Origin of the sequence: Gayadomonas joobiniege G7 (genome assembly GCF_000300815.1) — a bacterium.
GTDB classification, from domain to species: domain Bacteria; phylum Pseudomonadota; class Gammaproteobacteria; order Enterobacterales; family Alteromonadaceae; genus Catenovulum; species Catenovulum joobiniege.
In genome coordinates this window covers 289,522-316,517 of record NZ_AMRX01000006.1, presented here as the reverse complement: position 1 = coordinate 316,517, position 26,996 = coordinate 289,522, and the positions used below count along the sequence as shown (strand labels likewise).

The 26,996-nt window shown below is 40.5% G+C and carries 33 protein-coding genes and 1 pseudogene; 14 read left to right on the top strand and 20 right to left on the bottom strand.

The features are described from left to right. The 7 genes from ubiG to C727_RS19975 all read left to right on the top strand — a co-directional run bounded on the left by ubiG (position 1) and on the right by C727_RS19975 (position 6,672). Positions 1–705 carry a bifunctional 2-polyprenyl-6-hydroxyphenol methylase/3-demethylubiquinol 3-O-methyltransferase UbiG gene (ubiG, locus tag C727_RS0108690; RefSeq protein WP_017445242.1) on the top strand — a complete coding sequence of 235 codons (705 nt, stop codon included), beginning with the start codon at positions 1–3 and terminating at the stop codon, positions 703–705. Then, positions 687–1,361, top strand: a complete 675-nt coding sequence (locus C727_RS0108685) for an HAD family hydrolase (RefSeq protein WP_017445241.1) — start codon at positions 687–689, stop codon at positions 1,359–1,361. Before ubiG ends, C727_RS0108685 begins: the two co-directional genes overlap by 19 nt. 318 nt (positions 1,362–1,679) lie before the next feature. Beyond that, a complete protein-coding gene (nrdA, locus tag C727_RS0108675) occupies positions 1,680–3,968 on the top strand; it encodes a class 1a ribonucleoside-diphosphate reductase subunit alpha (RefSeq protein WP_017445239.1) in 2,289 nt (762 codons plus the stop codon). Positions 3,969–4,052: 84 nt separating this feature from the next. Then, a complete protein-coding gene (gene nrdB / locus C727_RS0108670) occupies positions 4,053–5,183 on the top strand; it encodes a class Ia ribonucleoside-diphosphate reductase subunit beta (RefSeq protein WP_017445238.1) in 1,131 nt (376 codons plus the stop codon). 8 nt (positions 5,184–5,191) lie between these two features. Next, the gene (gene yfaE, locus C727_RS0108665) at positions 5,192–5,464 is read left to right on the top strand and encodes a class I ribonucleotide reductase maintenance protein YfaE (RefSeq protein WP_017445237.1); all 273 of its coding nucleotides are present in this window, start codon (positions 5,192–5,194) and stop codon (positions 5,462–5,464) included. Between the two features lie 13 nt (positions 5,465–5,477). After that, positions 5,478–6,386 (top strand): recombination-associated protein RdgC, encoded by a 909-nt coding sequence (gene rdgC / locus C727_RS0108660; RefSeq protein WP_017445236.1) that lies wholly within the window; start codon positions 5,478–5,480, stop codon positions 6,384–6,386. 133 nt (positions 6,387–6,519) lie between these two features. Further along, the gene (locus C727_RS19975; protein WP_017445235.1) at positions 6,520–6,672 is read left to right on the top strand and encodes a hypothetical protein; all 153 of its coding nucleotides are present in this window, start codon (positions 6,520–6,522) and stop codon (positions 6,670–6,672) included. 142 nt (positions 6,673–6,814) lie between these two features. Here C727_RS19975 and C727_RS0108650 read toward each other — a convergent pair whose 3' ends face one another. The 8 genes and pseudogenes from C727_RS0108650 to C727_RS0108605 all read right to left on the bottom strand — a co-directional run bounded on the left by C727_RS0108650 (position 6,815) and on the right by C727_RS0108605 (position 11,471). After that, complete coding sequence (locus C727_RS0108650) at positions 6,815–7,261, bottom strand: helix-turn-helix domain-containing protein (RefSeq protein ID WP_017445234.1); 447 nt, start codon at positions 7,259–7,261, stop codon at positions 6,815–6,817. Between the two features lie 10 nt (positions 7,262–7,271). Beyond that, positions 7,272–7,460: a hypothetical protein gene (locus C727_RS19705; RefSeq protein ID WP_017445233.1), complete on the bottom strand. Its 189-nt coding sequence runs from the start codon at positions 7,458–7,460 to the stop codon at positions 7,272–7,274. 300 nt (positions 7,461–7,760) lie between these two features. Beyond that, a complete protein-coding gene (locus C727_RS0108640) occupies positions 7,761–8,057 on the bottom strand; it encodes a HigA family addiction module antitoxin (protein WP_017445231.1) in 297 nt (98 codons plus the stop codon). Then, positions 8,057–8,335 carry a type II toxin-antitoxin system RelE/ParE family toxin gene (locus tag C727_RS0108635; protein WP_017445230.1) on the bottom strand — a complete coding sequence of 93 codons (279 nt, stop codon included), beginning with the start codon at positions 8,333–8,335 and terminating at the stop codon, positions 8,057–8,059. Before C727_RS0108635 ends, C727_RS0108640 begins: the two co-directional genes overlap by 1 nt. 140 nt (positions 8,336–8,475) lie before the next feature. Next, positions 8,476–8,916: a GNAT family N-acetyltransferase gene (locus C727_RS0108630; RefSeq protein WP_017445229.1), complete on the bottom strand. Its 441-nt coding sequence runs from the start codon at positions 8,914–8,916 to the stop codon at positions 8,476–8,478. Between the two features lie 292 nt (positions 8,917–9,208). Continuing rightward, a pseudogene (locus C727_RS18230) lies at positions 9,209–9,973 on the bottom strand (IS91 family transposase); the annotation flags it as partial. 413 nt (positions 9,974–10,386) lie between these two features. Next, positions 10,387–10,971, bottom strand: coding sequence for a hypothetical protein (locus tag C727_RS0108610; protein WP_017445225.1), 585 nt, complete (start codon positions 10,969–10,971; stop codon positions 10,387–10,389). A 134-nt stretch (positions 10,972–11,105) separates the two neighbouring features. Further along, positions 11,106–11,471 carry a hypothetical protein gene (locus C727_RS0108605; RefSeq protein ID WP_017445224.1) on the bottom strand — a complete coding sequence of 122 codons (366 nt, stop codon included), beginning with the start codon at positions 11,469–11,471 and terminating at the stop codon, positions 11,106–11,108. 381 nt (positions 11,472–11,852) lie between these two features. Between C727_RS0108605 and C727_RS19970 the strand changes: the two genes are divergently transcribed. Both C727_RS19970 and C727_RS0108600 read left to right on the top strand, forming a co-directional pair. Beyond that, positions 11,853–11,987: a phage integrase N-terminal SAM-like domain-containing protein gene (locus C727_RS19970; RefSeq protein WP_420196320.1), complete on the top strand. Its 135-nt coding sequence runs from the start codon at positions 11,853–11,855 to the stop codon at positions 11,985–11,987. Further along, the gene (locus tag C727_RS0108600) at positions 11,971–12,306 is read left to right on the top strand and encodes a tyrosine-type recombinase/integrase (RefSeq protein ID WP_420196319.1); all 336 of its coding nucleotides are present in this window, start codon (positions 11,971–11,973) and stop codon (positions 12,304–12,306) included. The genes C727_RS19970 and C727_RS0108600 overlap by 17 nt, the downstream gene beginning before the upstream one ends. 177 nt (positions 12,307–12,483) lie before the next feature. Here C727_RS0108600 and C727_RS0108595 read toward each other — a convergent pair whose 3' ends face one another. The 3 genes from C727_RS0108595 to C727_RS0108585 form a co-directional block, all read right to left on the bottom strand. Further along, positions 12,484–13,329 carry an HDOD domain-containing protein gene (locus C727_RS0108595; protein WP_017445223.1) on the bottom strand — a complete coding sequence of 282 codons (846 nt, stop codon included), beginning with the start codon at positions 13,327–13,329 and terminating at the stop codon, positions 12,484–12,486. A 66-nt stretch (positions 13,330–13,395) separates the two neighbouring features. After that, the gene (gene trhO, locus C727_RS0108590; protein ID WP_017445222.1) at positions 13,396–14,316 is read right to left on the bottom strand and encodes an oxygen-dependent tRNA uridine(34) hydroxylase TrhO; all 921 of its coding nucleotides are present in this window, start codon (positions 14,314–14,316) and stop codon (positions 13,396–13,398) included. 65 nt (positions 14,317–14,381) lie between these two features. Continuing rightward, on the bottom strand, positions 14,382–15,233 hold the full coding sequence (locus C727_RS0108585; RefSeq protein ID WP_017445221.1) for a DMT family transporter: 852 nt from the start codon (positions 15,231–15,233) through the stop codon (positions 14,382–14,384). Between C727_RS0108585 and C727_RS0108580 the strand changes: the two genes are divergently transcribed. Further along, a complete protein-coding gene (locus C727_RS0108580; protein WP_017445220.1) occupies positions 15,200–15,841 on the top strand; it encodes an elongation factor P hydroxylase in 642 nt (213 codons plus the stop codon). The genes C727_RS0108585 and C727_RS0108580 overlap by 34 nt on opposite strands. Positions 15,842–15,902: 61 nt before the next feature. Here C727_RS0108580 and ectB read toward each other — a convergent pair whose 3' ends face one another. From ectB to C727_RS0108565, 3 genes are all read right to left on the bottom strand, one after another. Beyond that, positions 15,903–17,153 carry a diaminobutyrate--2-oxoglutarate transaminase gene (ectB, locus tag C727_RS0108575; RefSeq protein ID WP_017445219.1) on the bottom strand — a complete coding sequence of 417 codons (1,251 nt, stop codon included), beginning with the start codon at positions 17,151–17,153 and terminating at the stop codon, positions 15,903–15,905. A gap of 242 nt (positions 17,154–17,395) precedes the next feature. Further along, a complete protein-coding gene (locus C727_RS0108570; protein WP_017445218.1) occupies positions 17,396–18,508 on the bottom strand; it encodes a PilT/PilU family type 4a pilus ATPase in 1,113 nt (370 codons plus the stop codon). 12 nt (positions 18,509–18,520) lie between these two features. Next, a complete protein-coding gene (locus tag C727_RS0108565; protein WP_017445217.1) occupies positions 18,521–19,555 on the bottom strand; it encodes a type IV pilus twitching motility protein PilT in 1,035 nt (344 codons plus the stop codon). Positions 19,556–19,667: 112 nt separating this feature from the next. Between C727_RS0108565 and C727_RS0108560 the strand changes: the two genes are divergently transcribed. The 4 genes from C727_RS0108560 to C727_RS0108545 are packed head-to-tail and all read left to right on the top strand — an operon-like array spanning position 19,668 to position 22,196. Continuing rightward, a complete protein-coding gene (locus tag C727_RS0108560; protein WP_017445216.1) occupies positions 19,668–20,345 on the top strand; it encodes a YggS family pyridoxal phosphate-dependent enzyme in 678 nt (225 codons plus the stop codon). 20 nt (positions 20,346–20,365) lie between these two features. Beyond that, positions 20,366–21,187, top strand: a complete 822-nt coding sequence (gene proC / locus C727_RS0108555; RefSeq protein WP_017445215.1) for a pyrroline-5-carboxylate reductase — start codon at positions 20,366–20,368, stop codon at positions 21,185–21,187. Between the two features lie 15 nt (positions 21,188–21,202). Continuing rightward, positions 21,203–21,742: a YggT family protein gene (locus C727_RS0108550; RefSeq protein WP_017445214.1), complete on the top strand. Its 540-nt coding sequence runs from the start codon at positions 21,203–21,205 to the stop codon at positions 21,740–21,742. Between the two features lie 13 nt (positions 21,743–21,755). Beyond that, positions 21,756–22,196, top strand: coding sequence for a DUF4426 domain-containing protein (locus C727_RS0108545; protein WP_017445213.1), 441 nt, complete (start codon positions 21,756–21,758; stop codon positions 22,194–22,196). Positions 22,197–22,211: 15 nt separating this feature from the next. On the opposite strand, the gene C727_RS0108540 is transcribed toward C727_RS0108545, so the two are convergent. The 6 genes from C727_RS0108540 to nqrE all read right to left on the bottom strand — a co-directional run bounded on the left by C727_RS0108540 (position 22,212) and on the right by nqrE (position 26,991). Continuing rightward, positions 22,212–22,646: a GNAT family N-acetyltransferase gene (locus tag C727_RS0108540; RefSeq protein ID WP_017445212.1), complete on the bottom strand. Its 435-nt coding sequence runs from the start codon at positions 22,644–22,646 to the stop codon at positions 22,212–22,214. Positions 22,647–22,706: 60 nt separating this feature from the next. Then, the gene (dinB, locus tag C727_RS0108535; protein ID WP_337460074.1) at positions 22,707–23,801 is read right to left on the bottom strand and encodes a DNA polymerase IV; all 1,095 of its coding nucleotides are present in this window, start codon (positions 23,799–23,801) and stop codon (positions 22,707–22,709) included. Between the two features lie 71 nt (positions 23,802–23,872). Beyond that, positions 23,873–24,085 (bottom strand): (Na+)-NQR maturation NqrM, encoded by a 213-nt coding sequence (gene nqrM / locus C727_RS0108530; protein ID WP_017445210.1) that lies wholly within the window; start codon positions 24,083–24,085, stop codon positions 23,873–23,875. Between the two features lie 4 nt (positions 24,086–24,089). Continuing rightward, complete coding sequence (locus C727_RS0108525; protein ID WP_017445209.1) at positions 24,090–25,109, bottom strand: FAD:protein FMN transferase; 1,020 nt, start codon at positions 25,107–25,109, stop codon at positions 24,090–24,092. A 14-nt stretch (positions 25,110–25,123) separates the two neighbouring features. Next, the gene (gene nqrF / locus C727_RS0108520; RefSeq protein ID WP_017445208.1) at positions 25,124–26,356 is read right to left on the bottom strand and encodes an NADH:ubiquinone reductase (Na(+)-transporting) subunit F; all 1,233 of its coding nucleotides are present in this window, start codon (positions 26,354–26,356) and stop codon (positions 25,124–25,126) included. 26 nt (positions 26,357–26,382) lie between these two features. Continuing rightward, positions 26,383–26,991, bottom strand: coding sequence for an NADH:ubiquinone reductase (Na(+)-transporting) subunit E (nqrE, locus tag C727_RS0108515; protein ID WP_017445207.1), 609 nt, complete (start codon positions 26,989–26,991; stop codon positions 26,383–26,385). Positions 26,992–26,996 lie beyond the last annotated feature (5 nt).

Here is a 26,996-nt window from a genome sequence, read left to right as displayed (position 1 = left end):
ATGCCAGTGCAAAATATGGATCAGCAAGAAATCGAAAAGTTTAACAGCATCGCAGATAAATGGTGGGACATGGACGGCGAATTCGCCCCCCTGCATTTAATGAACCCTTATCGCGTAGACTATATCGAGCAACATTGCGAAGGCCTTTATCATAAAAAAGTATTAGATATTGGCTGTGGTGGAGGCATTTTAAGCGAAGCACTCGCGCGGCGCCAGGCCATGGTTACCGGGATTGATCTCGCACCTGACTCATTGCAAGTTGCCCGCAAGCATAGTGAACAAAATCAGTTATTTATTGATTATCAGAACATTTCTGCAGAAACTTTTGCCGAACAACAAGCGGGTCAATATGATGTTGTTTGCTGTTTAGAAATGTTAGAACATGTACCCGACCCTGCTTCTATTATTCAGGCAGCCTGTCGCTTGCTTAAACCAGGCGGTTTTTTATTTGCATCAACATTAAATCGCACTCACAAAAGTTACGTGCTAGCTATCTTGGCAGCTGAACATTTGTTAAAAATCGTGCCAACTGGCACCCATGATTGGCAAAAATTTATCCGCCCATCAGAATTGGTAAATATGATCGAACAGCAAAATACTCGGGTAAAAAACATCAGGGGTATTCACTACGACCCGTTATTTAAATCCTTTAAATTTAACCAAGACCCAAGCGTTAACTATATTTTATGTGCCCAAAAAAATTAAACCAACCCGCTGCCATTTTATTTGATTTGGACGGTACTTTATTAGATACCGCAAGAGATTTAGGCGAAACATTAAATCGTTTGCTGGCGGCCCGAAATTTGCCTAAAATCAGTTATCAAGCGTACCGCCCGATCGCATCACACGGCGCATTAGGTTTATTAAACCTAGGTTTAAAAGACCACTTTGGCGAAGATCAAATTCATGCACTTAGAAATGAGTTTTTAAAGTCGTACGAAGCCAATATCAGTTTACATACTGATTTTTTTGAGGGTATGAGTGAATGTTTAATGGCGTTAGAAAACAAAAACATTCCTTGGGGTGTAGTCACCAACAAACCGGCGTTTTTAACCGACCAGCTGCTGTTAAACTATCCGGTGTTTAAAAACTGTGCTGTGGTGGTAAGCGGCGATACCTTAACCGAAAAAAAACCTCATCCTGCGCCTTTATATTTCGCCTGTGAGCAGATCTCAGTCACGGCTGAAGATTGTTGGTATATTGGTGATGCAAAACGTGATATCGAGGCAGGAAACCGCGCGAATATGACCACTTTTTTAGCGGCTTGGGGATATACCCAAGATGAACTTCCGATCGAAGCTTGGCAGGCTGATCATATTATTGAAAGTCCGCTTGAATTATTGGCTTTTTTAAACGATTAAAGTTTGCGCTGGTGATTAAATGCACTGGCGATTTTTTTGGCGATCGAACGGCACAAAATTAAATTTTTTTTTATTAAAATCTGCATTGCAAAACCATCAATATCTTACTTCAGAAAGGCTTATAGTTAGTAACTGCTAACTTAGGAAAAAAGCCTACAAAAAGTGGGATTATAAATTCTCTGTCAATACCTTGCTTTCAGATTAAAACCTCATTATCTTGTGCTGATTATTAAATTTGTAACTATATCTTGTGGTCACTTTTAAATTAAATGACGTAAGATATACGCTCTAACCCAATTAACAGGATAATCAACCCGCATGACTGATCAGCTGTTTGTAACTAAGCGAAATGGTTCAAAAGAGGCTCTAAACCTAGACAAACTACATAAGGTAGTCACCTGGGCGGCACAAGGATTGAATAACGTCTCAGTTTCTCAAGTTGAAATGAAATCTCATATTCAATTTTATGATGGTATCAAAACTGAAGATATTCATGAGACTATTATTCGCTCAGCCGCTGATTTAATCTCGGAAGAGACGCCCGATTATCAGTATTTAGCTGCCCGATTGTCTATTTTTCATCTGCGCAAAAAAGCTTACGGTCAGTTTGAACCACCCCATTTATACGAACATGTTGTAAACTTATGCGAAGCAGGCAAATACGATACTCATTTATTAGCTGATTACAGCCGCGAAGAGTTCGCTCAAATGAACGATTTTATTGAGCATGGGCGCGACTTAAACTTTTCATACGCAGCGGTCAAACAACTTGAAGGCAAATACTTGGTGCAAAACCGAGTCACTGGTGATATTTACGAAAGCCCACAATTTTTATATGTTCTTGTTGCAGCGTGTTTATTCGCTAAATATCCTAAAGATCAGCGTATGGATTATGTCCAACGTTTTTATGATGCGGTTTCTAAATTTAAGATCTCATTGCCAACGCCCATTATGTCGGGTGTTAGAACACCCACCCGTCAGTTCAGCTCATGTGTACTAATTGAGTGTGGTGATAGTTTAGATTCGATCAATGCAACTTCAAGCGCCATTGTTAAATATGTTAGCCAACGTGCCGGTATCGGTGTAAACGCGGGTAACATACGAGCGTTAGGCAGCCCTATTAGAGGCGGTGAAGCCTTTCATACTGGCTGCATTCCATTTTACAAACATTTTCAAACTGCCGTTAAGAGCTGCTCACAAGGCGGTGTGCGCGGTGGTGCTGCGACATTATTTTTCCCACTTTGGCACTTGGAAGTTGAGTCTTTAGTCGTACTTAAAAACAACCGTGGGGTAGATGATAACCGAGTTCGTCATTTAGATTATGGGGTTCAATTTAACCGCTTAATGTATCAACGCCTGATTAAAAACCAAAACATCACTTTATTTAGTCCAAGCGATGTGCCTGGTTTATATGATGCGTTTTTTAATGACCAAAGCGAATTTGAAGCTTTATATGTTAAATACGAAGCGGATAGCTCTATTCGTAAAAAATCTATCAAAGCAACTGAACTATTTGGTTTATTTGCCCAAGAGCGCGCCAGTACGGGGCGTATCTATTTGCAAAACGTTGACCACTGCAATACTCATAGTCCATTTGACGCCAAAGTGGCGCCAATTAAACAAAGCAACTTGTGTTTAGAAATTGCCTTACCCACTAAACCATTACTTGACATTAATGACGAAGATGCTGAGATTGCACTCTGTACGCTCTCTGCCTTTAATTTAGGTGCCATTAAAGAACTCAGTGAGCTAGAAGAGTTATCTGAGTTAGCTGTGCGTGCGCTTGATTGTTTGCTTGATTATCAAGACTACCCAGTCCCCGCTGCACGGAACTCTAGTTTGAATCGCCGTACTTTAGGCATAGGTGTAATTAACTTTGCTTATTATTTAGCAAAAAATGGGGTTCGTTATTCAGATGGCAGCGCCAACAGCTTAACGCATAAAACGTTTGAAGCCATTCAATATTATTTATTAAAAGCGTCATGCGAATTGGCACAGGAAAAAGGCCCTTGTCCTAAATTTTCCGAAACCACCTACGCACAGGGTATTTTACCCATCGACACCTATAAAAAAGATGTTGATAAAATTTGTGACCAAGCACTTGAGCTCGATTGGGAAGCGCTACGCGCCTCGATTAAAGCACACGGGTTACGTAACTCCACGTTATCAGCATTAATGCCATCAGAAACTTCGTCACAAATTTCTAATGCAACCAACGGGATCGAACCACCACGTGGTTTTGTCAGCGTAAAAGCCAGTAAAGATGGTATTCTACGTCAGGTTGTGCCTGAATATGAGCGCCTAAAAGATCAATATGAACTGCTTTGGAGCATACCAAATAACCAAGGTTATTTGGAACTAGTCGCGATTATGCAAAAGTTTGTTGACCAAGCTATTTCGGCCAATACCAACTACGACCCAGCAAAATTCCCTAGTGGTAAAGTGCCTATGCAGCAGTTATTAAAAGATCTGCTTTTAGCCTATAAATTGGGTGTTAAAACGCTTTATTATCACAACACCCGAGATGGTGCAGAAGATCCACAAAAAGAGAAAAAACAAGTTATCGCTGAAGAAGATGATTGTGCAGGCGGCGCTTGTAAAATATAGATCATTTTGTGAGTTTTCTGGGTATAATACTAGGCCGTTTAATCAACGGCCTTTTTGTCTTCAACTGGATATCTGTCGAGCCTTATGAGTTACACTACTTTTAATAAAAATAATACTGATTATCTAAGCGAGCCGATGTTTTTTGGCAGCATGGTCAATGTCGCCCGTTACGATAAACAAAAACATCCAATTTTTGAACGTCTGATAGAAAAACAATTAAGCTTTTTTTGGCGACCGGAAGAGGTGGATGTTAGCCGCGATCGCGCAGATTTCCAAAAGCTATCAGAGCATGAAAAACATGTTTTTTTAAGCAACTTAAAATATCAAACACTGTTAGACAGTATTCAAGGCCGCTCGCCAAATGTTGCCCTGTTGCCAATTGTTAGTTTACCTGAGTTAGAAACTTGGATTGAAACCTGGGCCTTTAGTGAGACTATTCATAGTCGTTCGTATACACATATTATCCGAAACATAGTGAACGAGCCAAGCCTAGTGTTTGATGACATAGTCGTGAACGAACATATATTAGAGCGCGCCAAAGATATATCGCATTATTACGATAAACTAATCCATGCATGCCAGTTATATCATACGTCAGGTGAAGGCACGTACGAGCATAATGGCGAGCCGTTAAAAGTTACCTTACGAGAGATGAAAAAGTTAACTTATTTGTGTTTGGCAGCCGTCAATGTTTTAGAAGCGATTCGCTTTTATGTGAGTTTTGCTTGTAGTTTTGCATTTGCAGAACGCGAATTAATGGAAGGCAACGCAAAAATCATCAAATTAATTGCTCGGGATGAAGCCCTCCACCTTACGGGTACTCAGCATATGCTAAATATTATGGCAGATGGTCAAGACGATCCTGAAATGGCTGAGATTGCGATAGAGTGTCGTGAGCAAGTAATAGAAATATTCCGCTCGGCTGCTGAACAAGAAAAAGAATGGGCGCAATATCTATTTAAAGACGGCTCTATGATTGGCTTAAATGTTGATATTTTATGCCAGTATGTGGAATATATTACCAATACTCGAATGGAAGCGATAGGTTTACCAGCCATCTTTAAACAAACACAAAACCCTATCCCTTGGATCAACGCCTGGCTTGTCAGTGACAATGTTCAAGTGGCCCCTCAAGAAGCCGAAATCAGCTCCTATTTGGTGGGTCAAATTGACAGTGAACTGAACACAGATGATTTTGATGATTTTGAGCTATAAGCAGCTCAATGAAAAAAGATGCATTAATCCAATGCCTGATCCAGTACACTGAATATCAGGCATCCGGCTGCAACACCCTACTTGAATATTTAGAAAGCCGTCAGTACCAAGTTCACTACCATTGTCGAGACGGCTATTGCGGTGCGTGCCGCACAGAGCTGATCAGCGGCCAAGTTGAGTATCCAAAAGAACCTTTGGCTTTTGTGCGTCGCGGCGAAATTCTACCTTGCTGCTGTCGCCCGACCGCCGATTTAACCATTAAAGCAGAACCCAAAAAGTAATTTAGGAATTTTTATGTGGTTTAAAAACGCACTCATGTACAGATTTACGCAAACCCCTGAGTTTTCCCCTGAGTCTTTAGAACAACAACTGCAAGAATTTAGTTTTAAACCCTGTGCTAATACCGAAGTACAATCAATCGGTTGGGCACCTGCACTTTCGCCCAAAACTGAAGCGTTAGTTCATGCATCCGGCCAGGCTTATTTAATTAATTTAAAAAAACAGGAAAAAGTTTTACCGGCGGCCGTGGTTAAAGAACTGCTAGACGAAAAAATTGAACTGATTCAAGAGCAAGAAGACCGTAAGGTAAAAGGCAAAGAAAAACAAACGATGAAAGAAGAGCTGATTCATACTTTGTTGCCACAAGCGTTTAGCAAATCGAGCTTTTTACGCGCTCTAATCGTGCCGCAAGCCGGTTGGATTTTTGTAGAGAGCGCCAGCCATAACAAAGCAGAAGAGTTATTAGCCCATTTACGCAAAACACTGAGCAGCTTACCTGTAGTGCCCCCTGAATCTGAAGTCGGCATTCCGGTTATTTTAACTGATTGGATGCGTGGCCAGCACCCGACAGATTTTGTATTAGGGGCAGAAGTTGAGTTAAAAGACTTTGCCGACGACGAGGGCGTTTTGCGTTGCAAAAACCTGGCATTAGATTCAGATGACTTGCAGAACCACCTAGACAATGGAAAAATGGTGACCCGATTAGCCGTTGAATGGAAAGAAACTTTATCTTGTTTAATTGGTGAAGATGCGAGCATTAAACGCATCCAATTTAGTGATGTCATAAAGGAACAAAACGAAGACATAACAGACGAGGATAAATTGGCACGCCTGGATGCAGATTTTACCTTAATGGCTGGGGAATTAACGGCTTTTGCAGAACGCTTAAGCGAAGTTTTACAATTTACAGCGGCAGAAGAATAAACTCTGTTTCTTGGTAATTAAAGTACGACAAAATCACTTGTTGGTAACAGCTATACGCCCATAAGTCTTAACTTTATCTGTCAGATTCGATTAACAAAACTCAATCAAATCTGGCAGCCCGCAACGTGCCAAAATGACACCCACCTTAATTATTGCTCGTAATGTAAAAGTCATGGCAAGCCAACAAGCGAAAGCTTTTTATAAACAATATGGATTTCAGACTTTTCAAGATGCTGAAAATAAAATGTTTATCATCGTTGCCGATGTTCATAGAAGTTTTGGGTAAGCTCCGAAGGTAAAGCGATTGAGCAAAAATTAACGCCCAATTAAAGTGCGAAGCCCCAACACCTAAGCCAGAGGTTCACACCGTAAACACATAACTCACTGAAATCATTGATGCATTGGGGCGAGTCACTTTGAATTGCTTGTTAACCTGCTTCAGCAATTTGCCACTTTTCTTCCTGCTCTTTCAGGTGTAGATCTTTCATTTGGTAATCAATTTCTGCATCGGATAGGATGTTTAACATGAGTCCAATTTGGCTATCGCTACCATTTGACTCTGCATATAATGCACGCAATGTAACATCTGCCGTTCTTGGAATTGCTGTTTGACCTTTTTCCCAACGAGCTACTGTTTGTGTATCGACGCCAAGTAAATGACCCAATGATTTTTGAGACATATTTAACTCTATTCTCAAAAACTTAAATTCTTCACTTGTGATCGCTCGAACTTGCGAAATGATATTTTGACCAATTAACGTATGTAAATCGTACAAGTTGTCGATACTTACATATTCTTCGCCGTCGATTTCCTCAACATTAAATCCATTCGTTAAGTAAATATACGACAAACCGCAATCTTTATAATGATACATATTTACCGCCTTACTTTAGAATGACTGTCACAATAAAAGCTGATGGATCAAAGTCATGCCTTTTTAAGGAAACTACAGCTTCTATCACTTCACCTGCTGCAATACCTTGAAGATTACATTTCCAATCACCATTTGGAGTTTGATGTGGTAATTCTGTCATACGGCTATGTTTGTTTTGAAGAACCTGAAATAGCTGCATCCTTGCAATTCCTCGCTCTAACTGTAGTGGTCAAGTTAAATTGGCCACAGTTTTATAGTTTATCGCTAAGTCATTGATGAGCTTTTTGCCTGACAAAGCTGTTAGTGGAAACTCATGGATGGGTTCTGGTCTTTTATCTGACATAAATCACCTATCAATTTGATAGCTTCATTATAGTGAGGAGTGGCGAAAGGATCAACGCCTGAATAAGAGGCGTATTAAGCTTGGCTATAATTGCGAAGAATGAGCGCCTGCCAAGCATTAATACGTCCAATTCTTTATTCTCTTGTTATACGTCGACTACGCTAATTGTAAGTTATATGGAGATACATGTAAGGTGCTTTGGGCTTGCCTCATTTGCCAAAGATCAAATGCATTCTGAAGCCTTAACCAATGATCGGCAGAGGGCTTTCCAAAAACAAGCTCCAATCTAACCGCCATCTCTGGAGTAATTGAGCCTTTTGCATTTAAAACTTTTGAAAGCGTTTTACGACTTACGTCTAAATGTTTCGCTACATCAGTTATCGTGACTCCCATAGGTTCAATTACTAACTCTTTAAGAATCTCGCCAGGGTGTGCTGGATTATGCATAGACATTAGTGATAATCCTCATAATTTACTATTTCAACATCCCGTCCGGTAAAGCGATAGGTGATTCGCCAATTACCACTTACTCGAACAGACCATATATCTTTTCTATCGCCTTTAAGTTTATGCATAAATAAGCCCGGTAAGTCCATATCGTCAGGAACTTCAGCTTGATCCAAATTAGTCAAAATCAAACGAGTTTTCTTTTCATGCTTTTTCTGTATTCCGGCAGTATTACCGGTTGCATAAAACTTTTCTAGGCCTTTATGAATGAAACTTTTGATCATACAAAGAGTGTAACCCCAAAGGTGACAAAAAGCTAGTGGATTTTTAAGACCAACGCCGTAATATGGGGCAGCCGAAACAGAGCGAAGCGGCGAGTAGGCTGTCCCAGCCCGCGCTTTTTGCGGGCGACATGATTACTTTGTTAGGCATTTTCATCATAGCGCATACCTGGCATATTTGGTGGACGAGCTTTGAAACCAAGGTGGTTATAAAAAGGCTCTGTACCATTGGCTGCAAATAGATGTACGGAAAAAACACCCACTTCTTTGCACTGCTGTGTAATGTTGGAAACAAGAGTGCTGCCAATTTTCATGTGCCTGAATTCTGGAAGAACCATTACATCATAAATAGCAGCGTACATAACCTTGTCAGATACCGCCCGAGCAAAACCAACGAGCTTTCCATTAGAATATGCTGAAACGGCAAATGTACTATTTGAGATTGCTTTCTCAATAGTCGCTGAATCAGTCTTGTAAGACTCATTCCATCCGGTACTTAGAAATAACGGCCAATAATCATCGATACTTGGAATTTTATTTTTGTACTCGATCATCGTTTTGATGCCTAACGCTTTAGTATTCATGCACACGTAGTTTGTGTGAATGAATCACTTGTTGAACGGGCAAACTCCACTCTTTTTGGTTTAGTTTGATTTATGCTATAGGAATTTGCTTTTTCAAGCAGAGCTGGCATGGCTGGTGATTTCCTTGTTGTTTGCATTTTATCAATCCATTTTTAGCGCGTTTGTTCGCTTAATAAGCGTTAATTTAAGCCAATTTGTCTATCTATTGCAACTTTATTTTTGTTTGCCGCAGCAAGGCTTATCTCGAATCAACGAGCTAATTAAATATAGTAATGTTATTGCCTTAAAAGTTTCAGCCCGTTAATGCTGGCTCTATTAACTTTCGCCTTGGCAATAAAATACTAATCAGTTTAAGTTCGCCTAATTTGCATTCAGTGCATAACCAACGAGATGCTTTCTCTTCATTGGGCTTTTCTGTACTCGGCTTGTGGCTTTTACACTGCGCTTTTATCCACTTGACTTTGCGCCTGCGACACGCATTGGCTAAAAAACCATAGTGGCGTATTCGCATTAAGCCTTTAGGCAGTATGTGTTGCAAATACCGCCGGATAAACTCGTCTGTTTTAAGTGTCATTACCTTCTGTTGGTGGCTATCTCGGTAATCTTTATATTTAAAGCTGACCGAGCTTTGTGTGTGATTAATTAATCTTGACTCCGATATCACGCCTTTTCGGGTGTACCTCGCCAGATAATTCAATAATTTCTGGCTATGGATTAAGCAAGGTTTGGCGTACACACACCATGTTTTCGGAATACTCAGACCTTCTAAATTCACGGCTTGGGTCTTTAACTCAGCTAACATTTTACCTTTAAAAACAGTAGATAAAGCTTTCACCGGATAAAGGTAGTTTTTGTTGAGCGTTTGCCATTGTTGCTTCGAATTTAAATGACCTGCGGGGATTAAGCAATGCAAATGAATATGCTGGCTTAAGTTTTGTCCCCATGTGTGTAACACACAGGTCATGCCCAATTGACCGTGTTGTCGGTTGTTGGCAAATTTAGTTAAGGTTTGCCACACCGCACAAAAAGAGCACATGCTGTAGCCAGAAAAATTAAAAGTATAGTGACAACCAGCCCTAGGTCTTGTGCCAGCCGAATGCTCACTATGTTAAAGCAACTGATGGCTATGCCAAGTAGACCGAACCAAATATTGGGTATTGAAGTCCATTTATGCCTTTTTGAAAAGAAAGCCAGACAGACCAGTACGCAAACACTTGAAAGAAAAGCAATGGGTAAAATACTGATTTTAAGAATGAGGCCAAGAGTTCCAGCGCAGCCAAACTTTGGATCACAGTTGTCACCGACAAACACATAGATGACAGCGACAAGCATAGCGGGAATTAGTGCGCCACAGAAAAAGAAGGTTGTCTTATTAAAAAGTGATTTCATGTCGATTAAAAACATAACGCCGTGCTCTGGGGTAAATCGGAGCGCAGCGTAGATTTATCCCTAGCAGCACCTTGTTAGGCATTAGTTCAGCCTTTCTCCTGGCAATTCAAAATTATCCTTTTTAAGAAGTTCAGCCTGTGCAATTTTTTGCTCAGACTCTTCTTTGCTGATTATTTCCTGCTCTAAGAGCCATTTAAATTTTCTTATTTCATTCTCAAGGTCGTTTTCTGGGTTTACTTCTCCATACCACTGTAAAAGCTGAGATTTTCTTCTTGTATTAAGTTCATCAATTATCTGATCGTGATTTTTTTCTTGGATTACAAAGATATTCCCCTGCTCAGCACGAAAGACAGTGTACTTAACTTTAGAGAAATAAGCCCAGACAACGCATACCAAACCAACGAGTATCCAGAAACCTTTACCTGATAAGGACGCCTCTGAATAAATTGCATAGCCAAGCTGGAATACTCCCAGTGCTATCCACAGATAGCCTACATTTCTGAGCCAATCATTTTGTTCTATTTGAATAGATGATTTTTGTGGAAAATCCGCGTAGTTAAAGTCTGCATCTCCGGAACCAGACTTATCCTCATAAGCAAAATTAAAGTAATCATCGTGTAACGTGAAAGTATGCTTATTAGCTTTTTTCTTCTGTACGAATTCCATCTTATTTCTCTGTAGATTTGATATTGCTTATTGCCTAACGCCCGCCTAACAGGCGCAAAATGCTTGGCTAAAATTAGGAACGAAGTGACGCAAGCCAAGCTTTTTGCGTCCTTGTTGAGGCGTTTGTTATGTTTCTAATACTCTTCGCCTTCATCGCCAACAACTTTAGCACCAAGTAATTGCGCTAACTGTTTAGCTTTTTTGATTTGAGCTTTACCGCTACCCAAAGTGATGCTGCCATCAGCATAAGTAAAATAATATTTTCTGCGTAAAATTGGACTCGTCCAAATGCAACCATTTGGAGTTTGAATTTTAATGGTTTCACCCGTCTCCGGATTGATTGCTTTAGCAACGTGCTGCACAGTTAATGACGAATCGCTTTCGCATATCGCCAACCATTCACTTACAGAAATTTGGTCATCACGCTCAATGTGCAAACTATAAGAAGCCATAGTATTCCAGCTTATTGATAATAAAATTCCAACTAAATTTTTACGCATGGTTTCCGAGAAACATAACAGCTTAATCATTAGAAGAGCGTATAGAACTTTTTAACATTGAGTCTATAAATGCCATTCCAATAAGCTTTAAATTAATCATTTCATAAACTTAAGCATTAACTCGTCAAAAAGCAATAAGAACTTTCAGGAAAGAAACCGAGCCAACTTGCATAACGAGCCAAATATAGGGTCGTTATGCAAACTCATTGTAATAAAAAAACAAAAAAATCACATTGTTAGAACATTTCATTTGCATGAAACCGATGCTTTGTTAAAAAACAAAGCGAGAACTAATTTGAGTTTTTGGCATACCTCCATTATAACTGTATAAATAAACAGCCATTTTATTTGGAGGATTTATTGGTGGCTAAATCTTAATTTATCGAGCCAATTAGAACTGAACTCAGAACCAAGCATTATAGCTATGCAACCGAAAAATCTTATTTGCATTGGGTTCGTACCTTTATTCGCTTTAACGGTTTTAAACACTCAAGAAGCCATGTTAATTATTTCTAATCTGTCGGGTAAATATCAAATCATAGCGAGTCTATTGTTTGGTGCTGGCTTAAGAATAAATGAGGCACTAAGATTGCGAATTAAAGACATTGATTTTTATAATAAAAGTATTTTTGGCTTTTGTGGTAAAGGCAATAAAGATCGCTATACATTGATTTGTCGCCATCATATTCACGAAACTGCATTTCGAAAGCAACACAGACAAGCAGTTAAAAAATCAGCCATACATAAACGAGTGACGGCTCATACTTTTAGATATACCTTTGCAACTAGCTACTGCGCTCTGGCACTGACATTAGAACGGTTTAAGAACCGCTAGGGCACAATGATGTAAAAACCACTGAGGTTTACACACATGTTATTGGTTTTAAGTGCTCAACTCATTTTGGGGCATAAGCGAGTTATAACTGAATGTCCACTATTGGCACAGAGCACGCATTCGTCATAACTCATTTTTGTCCAAACAGGTGTATGAGCTGGTACACTTTTACGCCAATTAACTTAAAAATACCGACACTGTGTTCGTGTATTCTTCTTTAAACTGGTCAGATTCCATAAAATCAACAGAGGGTAAAACGCCTTTTACTAGATAATCCGCGTAAGCGTCCATTTTATCACCGGGGTAATCTAATAAGTCGTTGTATAAAGCAGCGACTCGAATAAAGTCTATATAACTGATCTCAGCACGATCAAACCTATCATCCGACCATCGCTCTGCAACTTCGGTATATTCGATGCCAAAATCCCATGCACGCATGATAGAACCGCCAACGCGCCCAGATAACATTTTAATGGCATGATCTAAAAACCTATCTTCGGCAAATACTTCTTGATGGTTTTCAGCTTCTTTAATAATCGGCAAAACGCCAATATTATGGATAACACCTGCTAGTGTTAGAACGTCTATGTTTAAATCGGTATTTTTTGTGCGGTTTTGATAATGTTTAAAAACAACCATAGCGGCAGCTGTAACATGTACTGTGTTATTCCAATTACGCTGCATCTTTTTTTGCACAAGTTTGTTTTTAGAAACAAACAACTGTTCCATCACTAAAGAAACAGAAATATTTTTAATTTGCCGTAAACCAATTCGAGTCACCGCTTGATATAAGGTGGTAACTCGAACGGCGCGCCCCATTAACGCGCCATTAGCAATTTTTATCATCCGAGTCGCTAGTGCCGGATCTTGCGAAATGACGTCAGCAAGCTGATGTAAATTAACATCTTCTTGCTCAGCTGTGTTTCTTATCCTAATCGCCAGTTCTGGTAACGTGGGTAATACCAAAGAGTCGTTTTTAATTTTTTCAGCGACTATCGTTAATAATGCATTTTCAGCAGACATCTTGTATCCTTTAACTAGATCGTCAATTTATTTACTACTTTAGCGCGCTTTAAAAATTTAACAAGCTTATAGACGATCTTTTGGATCGCCTATATGAGCTTCACCCCGTTGTTTTGCCAACTGAATTTGGCGCTCACGCTCCTCAAATCGGGCTTTGTCTTCTGCACTTGTTTTATCAAAACAATGGGCACAGCTGACACCTTTTTTATAATGTGGTGATTGTTTTTCTTGCTCAGTAATTGGCATACGGCACGCATAACATTGGTCGTATTGGCCCTGTTGTAAATCGTGATCGACGGTGACCCTTTGATCAAATACAAAACATTCGCCTCTCCACAAACTTTCTTCTTTTGGCACTTCTTCGAGATACTTTAAAATACCACCTTTTAAATGGTAAACCTCTTCAAATCCTTGTTCTTTAAGGTAAGCCGTCGATTTTTCACAGCGGATACCGCCAGTGCAAAACATGGCTACTTTTTTATGTTGGTTTTTATCTAGGTGATTTTCTACGTACTCAGGAAACTCTCTAAATGATTTGGTTTTGGGATCAACTGCGTGCTCAAAGGTACCTATTGCCACCTCATAATCGTTTCGGGTATCCACTAATAAAACATCTGGATCTGAAATTAAATCATTCCAGTCTTTTGGCTCGACATAGGTGCCAACCACTTCGCGCGGATCTATGCCTTCAATCCCCATAGTGACAATTTCTTTTTTTAATTTTACCTTAGTGCGATAAAAAGTCTGCTCATCCGCTTCTGATTCTTTGTGCTCAATATCTGCTAATCTTGGATCTTGTTTTAACCAGTTTAATACCGCATCAATGCCTTCTCTCGGGCCAGATACTGTGCCGTTAATGCCCTCATTAGCAAGCAATAAAGTACCTTTTACTTGGTTATCTAACATACAGTTAAGCAAAGGCTCGCGTAAGTTTTCAAAATCTTCTAACCGAACAAACTTATATAAAGCAGCCACTATGTATTTCATTCTTTCACCTTTTGTTTTTCACTCAATCGTAAGTTGAGCACAATTTTGGGGCGCAAATTATAACACTATTTTTTTGTTTTGCCTTTAAACACCATAATTATCCCTATGATCAAGATCAATAAAGCAAATAAAAACTGACTATCAATAGGCTCACTTAACCATAACCAACCACCGAACGCAGCCAGGGCTGGTACAGATAATTGACTTGAAATTATTTCAGCACCGCCAAGACGGGGTAAAATCAAGTACCAGGCAGCATAAGCCAAAGCAGAAAAAATAGCGCCCGATAGGATGGCGTACAGGCCACCTAATAAAGTTAAAGAATCGCTAAAGAGTATTAGCAGTGGTAAACTTAACAAACCGCAAAGCATAAAGCTTAGCCCGGTTTCGGTCAGTGGGTCCTTGCAGGTACGGCCTAAAAAGGTAAATAATGCCCAAGCTGAACCTGCGGTTGTCATTAAAATAATGCTTTGCCAATCCGCCGCTAGTGATTCATTTTGTTGCGGCCAGCAGAGGATCACCATACTCATGGCTGCTAAAATTAAACCAGTAAACTCTAATTTACCAAACCGCTCTCCGGCCAAATAACTAAAGCTCATCAAGGTGAGTTGCACTGAGCCGAACAATAAAAGCGCGCCCATTCCCGAAGCTAATTGCAGATACGCCAGTGAAAAACAAAGCGCGTAAACAAATAGGGCTGCTGCGCATAACAGCGGTCGGCCGAGAGATTTTTTAATCGATTGGATTAACTGCCGACGAAGCATAAAAATTAACATAAAAGTCATCGCCCCTGCTAACAAGCGGATCAAACTAAATGAGACTGCATCAATCTCTGTGGTTTCTAATGCAAATCGAGTCACAACAGAATTAGCTGCAAAAGCGAATGTTACGAACAATAGGCTTAGATATAACGGCATTCAGTTTCCTTAACGCGGCAGACGAGGTAAAATATCAGACTAACTTTAACAGATATTCAAACTCAGTGCGTTATTCTCAACCAAAACATCAAATAAAAGATATTATAAACATTTTTAACCAGAGCTTTGCCAGCAGTTATAATACGCGCTTAATCTCAGGGGACGACGAGCCTATTTATTTACCTGCCTGCGCTCAAGTGCCCTATCACAGAATCATTTTTGCGCACGGTTATTATGCCAGTGCGTTGCATGAAATTGCCCATTGGTGTGTTGCAGGACCTGAACGACGACTCAAAGAAGATTATGGATACTGGTATGCGGCTGATGGGAGAAATGAATCCCAGCAAGCAAAATTTGAGCAGGTTGAGGTAAAACCGCAAGCGTTAGAGTGGATTTTATCCAGCGCCGCAGATTTTAAATTTAATGTCAGTTGCGATAATTTAAATGGCTGTTTTGAACCGGATCGTCAAGCGTTTAAAAACAAAGTATTGGTTCAGGTAAAACAAACCATCAAAGCGGGTTTATCAAGCAGGATGCAAACATTGGTTAACGAACTCAGTGAGTTTTATCAAGTACCCTCACCTCTATGTTTAACTCGCTTTTACTAATACCAATACAGCAATAAAAAAGGGGCTTAAAGCAGCCCCTTTTGCACAAATGGCGAATATATTATAAAGAGTTTGCCACTTCGCGGTAGGCATCTTGGAAAACCTTAATACCTTCGTTTAAATTGTCATCATCAATCGTTAACGCAACGAATAACTTGTTTACATGACCTTCAGCGCCACAGGTTTCACAAATTAACCCTTTTTCAAACGCAGCTGCAGACACTTTTTCGGCAAATCCATCTACTTTAGTTTCTATGCCTAAAACAAGACCACGGCCACGCACGTCAGTTGGTAAATCTGGAAACTCTTTTTGCAGCTCATATAAAGCATCAAATAAAACCTTTGATTTACGCTCAACTTCTTTTGTTAAGCTGTCATCAGCCCAATACTTGTCGATAAGCTCTTTTGCTGCAACAAATGCCAGTGAGTTACCACGGAATGTCCCCGTATGTTCACCAGGTGACCATGCATCAACTTCTGGGTCTATCAATAAAACGGCCATCGGGTTACCGCCGCCGATAGATTTTGACAAACACACCATATCTGGTTTGATGCCAGCTTCTTCAAAACTGAAAAATTTACCCGTTCGGCCATTACCCACTTGTATATCATCTATAATTAAAAGAATATCGTATTCTTTTAATAACTTAGATAGCTTTTGTAACCACTCTTTAGAGGCAACGTTAATGCCCCCTTCACCCTGCACTGTTTCAATGATCACAGCCGCTGGCAATTCTAAACCCGAGCCTTTGTCTTCTAGATACCGGCGAAAAACTTCAATGGTATCTATATCGCCTAAAAAGCCATCAAACGGCATAAATGAAACAGCACCACGTGCACCATATGATTCATCACGATAAGCTTCGTTACCAGTGGCCGATAAAGCCCCCATAGTGTGACCATGGTATGCATTGGTAAATGCAACTATGTTACCACGCCCTTTAACCTGGCGTGCTAGCTTCATTGCTGCTTCGGTACAGTTTGTTCCCGTTGGGCCGGTAAACTGGAGTTTATAGTCGTACCCACGTGGTTCTAAAATGTTTTTAACAAAAGATTCGATAAAAGCTTGTTTGGCAACGGTTGCTTTATCCAAGCCGTGCGCAATACGTCTATCTTGTAAATATTTAATCTGTGCTTCTACCGCTACGTCCGGGTTGTGGCCATAGTTTAAAGTGCCGGCACCGGCAAAAAAGTCGATATAACGTTTGCCATCTTTATCAAATAATTCTGCACCGACCGCTTTATCAAAAATGGTTGGAAACGAGCGAATGTAACCACGTACTTCTGACTCATGTTTCTCAAAAATTTCCATTGTTTCTCCTGTTTTAGTAAATCTTTACCATCTGCTTATACTTACCATACACGAGTTTGGATCAAATTTTTAGAGCTGTAACTATCAAGTGCTGTTTTAATAGCCATTTATCTGTTTTATAATCGTAAAAATAGTAATAAATGCTGATGATAACTTTGTTATTTATATCATTAACTTAGTTAGCATTATTAAGTGCACTAAAGATTATTAAAAAAAAGACCCTCTAACCGTTCATTATTTAATCAATCCAAGTCGATAGTCACACCATCTAAAGCACCTAAACTACCTTGCTGATTCGATCTCAGTTTTATTTTTAAACGTAAATCGTTTGGTGAGTCTGCATGATGCAATGCATCTGTGAAAGTAATTTGACCTTTTTCGTACAATTTAAATAAAGCGGTGTCAAAAGTTTGCATGCCAAGTTCAGTCGACTTTTCCATCACTTCTTTGATCCCGCCCAATTCGTTGCGAGCTATCAGATCAGATATCAATGGTGAATTTAATAGTATTTCTATGGCCGCCACCCGACCTTTGCCGTCACGGGTGGGTACTAATTGCTGAGCCACAACGGCTTTTAGATTTAACGATAAATCAAATAAAAGTTTGTCTTTTAAACCTTTAGGTGCCAAGTGCAAAATACGATCGATTGCTTGATTAGCATTATTAGCATGCAAAGTTGCAACACATAAATGACCAGTTTCGGCAAACGACAAAGCATACTCCATAATTTCAGCTGAGCGGATCTCACCAACCATGATGACGTCAGGGGCTTGTCGCAACGAGCTTTTTAATGCCGCATCAAATGATTCGGTATCGACCCCAACCTCACGTTGGGTCACAATCGACTTTTGATGCTCATGAACAAATTCAATTGGATCCTCAATTGTTAAAATATGCCCTCGACTATTTCGGTTACGATACCCTAACAGTGCAGCTAATGCCGTTGATTTACCTGTCCCTGTCGCGCCAACATAAAGCACCAAACCGCGCTTAGCCATAATCACTTCTTTTAATACATTTGGCAGACCCAATTTATCTACATCTGGGATCTCAGTATTAATTTTTCGGATCACCATGCCGGCGTGTTCACGTTGCACAAACGCATTACAGCGAAAGCGTCCCACGCCTTCAACAGCCAGCGCATAATTACACTCTTTAGTCGCTAAAAATTCAGATTTTTGCGCCTCTGTCATGCTTTCTAATACGATATCCTGGCAATCTTTCGACGTTAATTCTTCGCCATCTAGCGCCCGTACTTCACCGTTCACTTTAACACAAGGCGGTCGGCCTAACGTTATAAAAAGATCTGACGCACCGACGTCGGCCATTTGCCGCAAAAAGGTTTCAAGTCGCATTGAGTCAGCTCCTTAAAATTGATTTTTATTCGTCGCTTTAGCCGCAGCATCTTGACGGCTAATTAAACCCCGGCTAACCAAATCCAATAAACATTGGTCCATTGTCTGCATACCAAAACCCATACCTGTTTGCATGGCAGAGTACATTTGCGCCACTTTATCTTCCCGGATCAAATTTCGAATCGCTGGTGTACCCACCATAATCTCATGTGCTGCCACTCGACCACCACCCGATTTTTTAAGTAATGTTTGTGAGATGACTGCCTGCAATGATTCCGATAACATAGAGCGAACCATAGGTTTTTCAGCGGCAGGAAAAACGTCAACAATACGGTCAATCGTTTTGGGTGCTGAAGTTGTGTGTAAGGTGCCAAAAACTAAATGACCTGTTTCGGCAGCCGTCATTGCTAATCGAATCGTTTCTAAATCCCTCATTTCACCTACCAAGATAACATCCGGGTCTTCACGCAGTGCCGATCTCAATGCATTATTAAATGATTTAGTATCTCGGTGAACTTCCCGTTGGTTAATCAAACTTTGTTTGTTTTCGTGAACAAATTCAATAGGATCTTCGATGGTTAAAATATGGTGGTGTTTATGCTGATTAATGTAATCCACCATAGCCGCCAAAGTCGTTGATTTACCCGAACCTGTTGGGCCTGTCACCAATACCAGCCCTCTCGGCTTGTCAGCTAAATCTCGGAAGATATCTGGCGCATTGATGTCTTCAAGCGATAACACTGTACTAGGTATAGTACGGAATACGGCAGCAGGACCACGATTTTGCACAAACGCATTGACCCTAAAGCGGGCTAAATTAGGCACTTCAAACGAAAAGTCTGATTCCCAATGTTCTTCATAGTCTTTGCGCTGTCGGTCGTTCATAATATCGTAAATGAGCGCATGGACCTGCTTTTGGTCCAGTGGTGGGATATTCAGCTTGCGTACTTCCCCATCAACACGGATCATAGGGGGGACACCAGCGGACAAATGCAAATCAGATGCTTTATGATCAACACTAAAAGAAAGTAATTCAGTAATATCCATTGTTTTACCTCATTTTTTCCAGTTGGATAATGCTTATACCTTAGCAGAAAGCTGTAAAACCGCTATGGTTTTGTTTATCATAGTGAATTATTCAATTAGCCTCAGTGTGTAAATGACTGCAATAGAACAGAATTTAGCTAAAATTTGTCAGCAAATTGCGCGTTTGAACCAAACAAGCGGACAGCACACCCAGCTGTTAGCGGTGAGCAAGACTAAACCAGTTAAAGCCATTCAAGATGCTTATAACGCAGGGCAGCGTTTATTTGGTGAAAATTATGTACAAGAAGGGATTGATAAAATCAAAACCCTAAGCAATTTAACAGACATCGAATGGCACTTTATTGGGCCTTTGCAATCAAATAAAACGCGTTTAGTTGCTGAGCATTTTGCTTGGGTGCAATCAGTTGACCGCTTTAAAATTGCGAAACGCCTGAGTGAACAAAGACCAAGCCAGCTTGGCCCTTTAAACATATGTTTACAGGTTAATATATCTGGTGAGGAAACTAAATCTGGTATCACTCCGGACCAGGTATTGCCACTTGCAGAGCAGGTCGCTCAACTTGAACATTTGACCTTACGCGGTTTAATGGCCATCCCAATGAAAACTCAAAATGTCGAAACCACGCAGAGGTATTTTGCCCAATTGGCCGAGTTATACCGTATACTAGGGCAAAAATATTCATCCGTTGATACCTTATCTATGGGCATGTCGAACGACATGCAAACTGCAATTGAACAAGGCAGTACTATGGTTAGGGTGGGCACAGCAATTTTTGGCGAACGTATTTAAAAAACGACTTAAGGACGCTTATGCAATTACGTAAAATCGCATTTATCGGCGCGGGTAATATGAGCCGCAGCATTATTTCTGGTTTAGTTCAATCAGGTTACCCAGCAGATCACTTAATTGCCAGTAATCGTAGCAACGACAAACTGACTGCGCTAGAAAATGATTTTAGAATCTCGACCACGCAAAACAATGATAAAGCGATTGCCTGGGCAGATGTTGTTGTACTTGCTGTCAAACCACAAATGATGGCAGAAATGATAGCTTCGCTAACGAGTAATCCTGAAATTTTGCAAAAAAAATTATATATCTCTATTGCAGCTGGTATTCCAATTGAGCGTTTTAATCAAATGTTCGGTTTTACTGTTAACTTGGTCAGAACCATGCCGAATACTCCCTCGTTATTAGGCTTGGGTTTAACCGGATTATATGCACCTGAAAATGTCTCAGCTGATGACAAAAGCTTTGCTAATGATCTGATGAAAGCCGTTGGCAAAACGGTCACGCTTGCTGACGAAGATGGCATTGATGCGATTATTGGCGTTGCCGGTAGTGCACCAGCCTACTTCTTTTTGTTTATGGAATGTTTAGCAGAGCAGGCCGAAAAACAAGGTTTTTCGGCTCAGCAAGCACGAGAAATAGTAGCCCAAGTGGCGCTCGGCGCGGCTACTATGGTCAACAATAGTGATATACCTATCGCCACTTTACGTCAGCAAGTCACTTCTAAAGGCGGTACGACGGCAAAAGCATTAGACTCTTTCAACCAGGACAAGCTCTCCGACGTAACTGAACGGGCGGTTCAAGCGGCCATTAATCGTGCAAAAGAAATGGCAAACTTATTTTAATTTTTAAGGATCTATATGAACTCTATTATCTTTTTGGTCGAAATTTTATTTGGCCTGCTACTTATGGCTGTTGTATTAAGGTTTTGGTTACAGGCCGCACGCGCTGACTTTTATAACCCCATTAGTCAGGTGATAGTTAAAGTGACCAATCCTTTGTTGAAACCGATGCAGAGCATTTTGCCGGCCGGTCAACGCTGGAATATTGCCGCATTAGTACTTGCATTTTTAGTGGCTGCAGCTAAGTTTTTAGTGATGTTTGCCATTGTGGGACAAGCGATAAACCCTGCCGCTATTGCCATTTGGGCAGTCATCTCTGTGGTTAAAGAATTTTTAAACTTGGCATTTTGGATTCTAATTATCCGAGCCATTTTAAGTTGGTTCAGTCAGGGTTATAACCCTTCTGAGCAAATTTTAGCTCAGCTTACCGAGCCTTTTTTAGCGCCGATCCGTCGTTTAATTCCCCCTATGGGCGGCCTCGACTTATCAGTATTGATAGCCATTATCGCTATTCAATTTATAAATATTTTATTAGCCGATATGTTCGGCCCTTTATAAACCGGGAGGCTTTATGCGCCCTATATTTGTTTTATTTTGTTTGACTTGGTTGTGGTCTATACCCAATGTGTATGCATCAGACGATCCCAATATGACAATCATTGGTGATTGGCAGGTCCACCACATCGCATTTCCATCGACTTTTATTCAACCTGAGGTTGCAAAAGCCACTGGTTTTGACAGACGCAATAATTATAATTTAATCAACATTAGTGTCGTGGATAAAACCAGCAAACAACCGCTGGCTTTGAAAGTAACTGGTTACGCGCAAAATCTCATTGGTCATCGAAAAAACCTAACGTTTAAAAAGATTGATGAGGGTGATGCTATTTATTATCTGGCCGAGATCCGCCACGCGAATGAAGAAACTTATCGCTTTTTTATTCAGTTATCAGAGCCAACTTCTGGCCGTTCTGAAACGCTGGAATTTATGCAAAAAATGTGGGTGGACTAAGCGCCCTTTACCCCATCAAAGCGTATAAAACAGCCAGTGACTTTTCTGGCTGTTCAATTTATCATAAAACTTTTGCGCACTTTTATTACTAATCGCAGTTACCCATTGCAAACGTGCCGCGCCTTGATCTTTTGCATAGGCTCGGCAATGAAAAATTAACCGTTTGGCATAACCATTATTGCGATGACTGGGTATAGTGTAAAGGTCATTTAAAATGGCAACTCGACCAGGAATAGTTGATGCAAAACTAAAATATACGGTCGCAAAGGCAACCGGCTTATCCTCCACTAAATACATAAACTGACATCCGGTGGCTTTGTTTTTACCAAACTGAAGAAAAAACTCACGATTTTTCTCTTCAGTCACACCTTTAATGCCATAAAATTTTTGATATTGATGGATAAGGGGCAATAATAAATCAAGATTGTTCTGATCGACCGCTACAACCAAACTAGACTCCTTTCGTATTTACCATGGATTGAGCACATTGAGTAGCTCAATGTTACCCGATCATATAGGTAAATCCAATTGCAAAACAGTCTCTTGATGATCACACAAACCGACTTGTAGTCCCAATAAGCGAACACTACGCCCGGCTGCTCGGTTCAAAGCCTGAGTTAATAAAATAATAAAACGTTCGCTATCTATATGACTCGCACGACAATCTTTAGTGGTTTGTTTAAAATCACTAAATTTAACCTTTACCGTAAGCCTGTTAATGTTCTGCTTTGATGAGTATTTATCACGTTTATGGTGTGCAGATAGGCGATTATTTAGCTCCGGTAGTAACCGGGTTAACAAGATCTGCTTAAGCTGCTCACTCCCCTGTGTGCTGATATTTATATCTTTGCCAAACGTCGTTTCTACACCCACAGATTTACGAATTCGGCTAGGCTCAACTGCTCGATTATCTATTCCTTGGCAGCGCTGCCACAATAGGATTCCAAAACGGCCAAACTTTTCCTGCATCCAATCCGCAGATAAGTTTTGAATATCCCCCCCTAGCTGCAGACCATACGCCGCTAACTTTTCAGCGGTAACTTTCCCCACGCCATGGATTTTTTTAAGGGGTAAATTTTTAATAAATCTAATTGCATCTTTCGGATGCACAGTAAATTGCCCATTTGGTTTATTAATATCTGACGCAATTTTGGCTAAAAATTTATTTTCTGCAATGCCGGCAGAAGCCGTCAAGCCAGTTTGTTGAAAAATTTTTTGGCGGATTTTTTCAGCGGTTAAAGTCGCAGATCCTTGCACCAGCTCACTAGCGGTTACATCCAAATAGGCTTCATCCAACGACAAAGGCTCAACTAAATCAGTGAACTGAAAAAAGATACTTTTAATTTGTCGACTGATATTTTTATATAACGCCATTTGCCCAGGCAATAAAATGAGCTCAGGGCACTTTTTTTTAGCAATTGCAGTCGGCATCGCCGAATGTATGCCGTACTGCCTTGCAACATAGTTGCAAGTAGAGATCACCCCGCGGCGCGAGCTGTCACCACCAACAGCAACCGGAAGATGCTGTAACTCAGGTTTATCCCTTAACTCAACTGAGACAAAAAAGGCATCCATGTCGACATGTATGATTTTTTTCTGCAACAACTAAAAAAGCCCGAAAAACTGTATATAAAAACAGTATATCAGGCTCTTTGTCAACCACCAAGTTGGAAGGTTTAAATGATGCGATTTTCTTGTAACATTTGTTCGCGTTTTATTTTGGCTTTGCGTTTATCGCACGGGTCATCACAATCACACACCTTGTCGATACCCACGCTACCTAGTCCACCACAACTTCCGGAGATACTTTTACGCTGCACTAAATAACCAACTGACATTGCCAGCACTATAACTAAAAACGCGGCAAAAACTAATAAAAATGTGGTCATATCTTCACCTCATATAGGGTTTAAATGAATCTGTGTATTTTACCACAAATCCGTCGTCAGCTTTAATCACTAAATAAACCGGCAATTTATGGGCGTTTGCAAACGCAAACGCAGCCTCAGGCCCCATAACATTCAGTGCAGTTGCTAAGCCATCTGCACGCATGCAAGACGCATCTAACACAGTCACAGAGACCAATGAATGACTAATGGGTTTTGCCGTTTTAGGATCAATTGTATGTGAGTATCTGACTCCATTTTCTTCAAAATAGTTTCGATAATCTCCTGAGGTAGCAATCGCCATATCGCCTAGCTCCAAAACCTGCTGCACAGCATGTTGACCAGAAACAGGCTTTTCAACGGCAATTCGCCATGCTTGTTTATCGGCTTTATGGCCTTTTTGTCGCATTTCGCCGCCAATTTCAACCAAATAGTTAACAATGCCTTTTTGCTCTAACAGTTCGGCCACCTTATCGACCCCAAATCCTTTGGCTATTGCAGAAAGATCAACATATAAGTCAGCGGTCGATTTAATTATTTGTGTACCTTTAACAGACAGTTTGTCTAAACCTGTACGCGAGCGCGTTTGTTCGATTAGGTCATCACTCGGAATGGTATCTGGTTTTTTATCCGGACCAAATCCCCATAAATTGACTAAAGGGCCAACCGTGACGTCTAACGCACCTTTAGTTAAGGTGCCAAGTTTAATGGCACTATCAATCACATAGGCGGTGTCTTTGGAGACTGTAAAAGGTTGTAAACTATCAGATTGATTAAATTGGCTAAGCTCTGATTCAGGTAAATAAGTCGACATCTGCTCATTGACCCGTTGCAAAGCTGCATCAATACTCGCTTTTAACTCGTCTTGCTGGATGACTGTGGGTGCATAAAAATATTTTACCGAATAAGTCGTACCCATGGTTCGGCCATGGATCTCGCCTTGATTGGTCAGTTCACTCTGCTGGCTGCAGGAAACAAAAAAGGCCAGCCCTACCAGGGCTAGCCATAACTTAAATTGTTTTACCATGTCAGCAGAACCGATTAGCCGCCAAAGTCATCAAGCAGGATGTTTTCATCTTCAACACCCAAATCTTTTAACAGGCCAATAACCGCTGCGTTCATAACTGGTGGACCACACATGTAGTATTCACAGTCTTCTGGTGCTTCATGATTTTTTAAGTAGTTTTCATAAAGAACGTTGTGAATAAAACCAGTATCACCTTCCCAGTTATCTTCTGGTTGTGGATCGCTCAATGCAACATGCCATTCAAAGTTCTCATTTTCTTCGGCAAGCATGTCAAAATCTTCAACGTAGAACATTTCACGTTTTGAACGCGCACCGTACCAGAATGATATTTTACGATTAGTTTTAATACGACGTAACTGATCAAAAATATGCGAGCGCATCGGTGCCATACCTGCACCACCACCGATAAAGACCATTTCTGCATCTGTATCTTTTGCAAAAAATTCACCAAATGGACCAGAGATGGTTACTTTATCACCTTCTTTTAGGCTCCAAATGTACGATGACATTTTACCGCAAGGTAAACTAAGGTTATTAGGTGGCGGCGTAGCAATACGCACGTTCAACATAATAATGCCTTTTTCTTCCGGATAGTTCGCCATTGAATAAGCTCGAATTGTTTCTTCGTCAACTTTTGATTCAAGTTTAAAGAAGCCAAAACGTTCCCAGTCTGGACGATACTCTTCTGGAATGTCAAAGTCAGCATACTTAACATGGTGCGCAGGTGCTTCGATCTGAATATAACCACCGGCTCGGAATGGAACATCTTCGCCGTCCGGAATTGCCAGTTTAAGCTCTTTGATAAAAGTGGCTTTGTTGTCGTTAGAAACAACTGTACATTCCCACTTTTTAATACCAAAAATCTCTTCATCCAGCTCGATTTTCATATCGTTTTTAATTGCTACCTGGCAAGATAAACGACAACCTTCACGTGCTTCACCTTTTGTGATGTGATCTTTTTCAGTTGGTAGAATATCACCACCGCCCTCTTTTACGTTCACACGACATTGACCACATGAACCACCACCACCACACGCTGATGATACGAAGATGCCAGCATCTGCTAACGCACCTAATAATTTTGATCCCGGAGTTGCTGTTATGGCTTTGTCCGGATCGTCATTGATCAAAATAGTGACTTCACCACTACTGACCAGTTTAGATTTGGCAAACAAGATCACAGCCACAAGTGCAAGCACTAGGACGGTAAACATGCCAACGCCTAAATAAATATCTTGTAAATCCACGGTTTATTCCTCTATTTTGCTCTGGCTTACAGCGAAACGCCAGAGAATGACATAAAGCCTAAACCAATCAGGCCCACGGTGATAAAGGTAATACCCAAACCTTTTAAGCCATCTGGTATATCTGAGTATTTCATCTTTTCACGAACGGCCGCTAATGCTGTGATGGCTAACGCCCAACCCACACCACTACCTAAACCGAATACAACGCTCTCACTAAAGTTGTAGTTTTTCTCAACCATGAAAGCAACCCCACCAAAAATGGCGCAGTTTACTGTGATCAATGGTAAGAAAATCCCCAAAGCGTTGTATAAAGGTGGGAAATACTTGTCTAACGACATTTCAAGAATTTGTACTAAAGCAGCAATAACACCGATAAAAGTCAAAAACTTAAGGAAGCTTAAGTCAGCATCAGGGAAACCGGCCCAAGCCAATGCACCTGGTGCCAAGAGGTTAGCGTACACAACTTGGTTAACAGGCACCGAAATACCTAATACCACGATTACCGCAACACCTAAACCAAAGGCTGTTGTGACCTTTTTTGATACCGCCAAAAAGGTACACATACCGAGGAAAAATGCGAGCGCTAAGTTTTCAATAAAAACCGCGCGGATAAATAAACTAATATAATGTTCCATTTTAC

Excerpts from the sequence above, each read along its gene's own strand:
- nrdA (WP_017445239.1), top strand. The coding sequence starts at position 1,680 with ATGACTGATCAGCTGTTTGTAACTAAGCGAAATGGTTCAAAAGAGGCT.
- nrdB (WP_017445238.1), top strand. The coding sequence starts at position 4,053 with ATGAGTTACACTACTTTTAATAAAAATAATACTGATTATCTAAGCGAG.
- C727_RS0108640 (WP_017445231.1), bottom strand. The coding sequence starts at position 8,057 with ATGTCTATGCATAATCCAGCACACCCTGGCGAGATTCTTAAAGAGTTA.
- C727_RS0108525 (WP_017445209.1), bottom strand. The coding sequence starts at position 25,109 with ATGGTAAAACAATTTAAGTTATGGCTAGCCCTGGTAGGGCTGGCCTTT.
- ubiG (WP_017445242.1), top strand. The coding sequence starts at position 1 with ATGCCAGTGCAAAATATGGATCAGCAAGAAATCGAAAAGTTTAACAGC.
- trhO (WP_017445222.1), bottom strand. The coding sequence starts at position 14,316 with ATGAAATACATAGTGGCTGCTTTATATAAGTTTGTTCGGTTAGAAGAT.
- C727_RS0108635 (WP_017445230.1), bottom strand. The coding sequence starts at position 8,335 with ATGATCAAAAGTTTCATTCATAAAGGCCTAGAAAAGTTTTATGCAACC.
- C727_RS0108650 (WP_017445234.1), bottom strand. The coding sequence starts at position 7,261 with ATGTATCATTATAAAGATTGCGGTTTGTCGTATATTTACTTAACGAAT.
- proC (WP_017445215.1), top strand. The coding sequence starts at position 20,366 with ATGCAATTACGTAAAATCGCATTTATCGGCGCGGGTAATATGAGCCGC.
- C727_RS0108600 (WP_420196319.1), top strand. The coding sequence starts at position 11,971 with ATGTTAATTATTTCTAATCTGTCGGGTAAATATCAAATCATAGCGAGT.
- yfaE (WP_017445237.1), top strand. The coding sequence starts at position 5,192 with ATGAAAAAAGATGCATTAATCCAATGCCTGATCCAGTACACTGAATAT.
- C727_RS0108560 (WP_017445216.1), top strand. The coding sequence starts at position 19,668 with ATGACTGCAATAGAACAGAATTTAGCTAAAATTTGTCAGCAAATTGCG.
- C727_RS0108630 (WP_017445229.1), bottom strand. The coding sequence starts at position 8,916 with ATGAATACTAAAGCGTTAGGCATCAAAACGATGATCGAGTACAAAAAT.
- C727_RS0108580 (WP_017445220.1), top strand. The coding sequence starts at position 15,200 with ATGTTACGAACAATAGGCTTAGATATAACGGCATTCAGTTTCCTTAAC.
- ectB (WP_017445219.1), bottom strand. The coding sequence starts at position 17,153 with ATGGAAATTTTTGAGAAACATGAGTCAGAAGTACGTGGTTACATTCGC.
- C727_RS0108565 (WP_017445217.1), bottom strand. The coding sequence starts at position 19,555 with ATGGATATTACTGAATTACTTTCTTTTAGTGTTGATCATAAAGCATCT.
- C727_RS0108550 (WP_017445214.1), top strand. The coding sequence starts at position 21,203 with ATGAACTCTATTATCTTTTTGGTCGAAATTTTATTTGGCCTGCTACTT.
- C727_RS0108585 (WP_017445221.1), bottom strand. The coding sequence starts at position 15,233 with ATGCCGTTATATCTAAGCCTATTGTTCGTAACATTCGCTTTTGCAGCT.
- C727_RS19975 (WP_017445235.1), top strand. The coding sequence starts at position 6,520 with ATGACACCCACCTTAATTATTGCTCGTAATGTAAAAGTCATGGCAAGC.
- C727_RS0108605 (WP_017445224.1), bottom strand. The coding sequence starts at position 11,471 with ATGCGTAAAAATTTAGTTGGAATTTTATTATCAATAAGCTGGAATACT.
- C727_RS19705 (WP_017445233.1), bottom strand. The coding sequence starts at position 7,460 with ATGCAGCTATTTCAGGTTCTTCAAAACAAACATAGCCGTATGACAGAA.
- C727_RS0108610 (WP_017445225.1), bottom strand. The coding sequence starts at position 10,971 with ATGGAATTCGTACAGAAGAAAAAAGCTAATAAGCATACTTTCACGTTA.
- C727_RS0108595 (WP_017445223.1), bottom strand. The coding sequence starts at position 13,329 with ATGTCTGCTGAAAATGCATTATTAACGATAGTCGCTGAAAAAATTAAA.
- rdgC (WP_017445236.1), top strand. The coding sequence starts at position 5,478 with ATGTGGTTTAAAAACGCACTCATGTACAGATTTACGCAAACCCCTGAG.
- nqrE (WP_017445207.1), bottom strand. The coding sequence starts at position 26,991 with ATGGAACATTATATTAGTTTATTTATCCGCGCGGTTTTTATTGAAAAC.
- C727_RS0108570 (WP_017445218.1), bottom strand. The coding sequence starts at position 18,508 with ATGCGACTTGAAACCTTTTTGCGGCAAATGGCCGACGTCGGTGCGTCA.
- C727_RS0108545 (WP_017445213.1), top strand. The coding sequence starts at position 21,756 with ATGCGCCCTATATTTGTTTTATTTTGTTTGACTTGGTTGTGGTCTATA.
- nqrM (WP_017445210.1), bottom strand. The coding sequence starts at position 24,085 with ATGACCACATTTTTATTAGTTTTTGCCGCGTTTTTAGTTATAGTGCTG.
- C727_RS0108685 (WP_017445241.1), top strand. The coding sequence starts at position 687 with ATGTGCCCAAAAAAATTAAACCAACCCGCTGCCATTTTATTTGATTTG.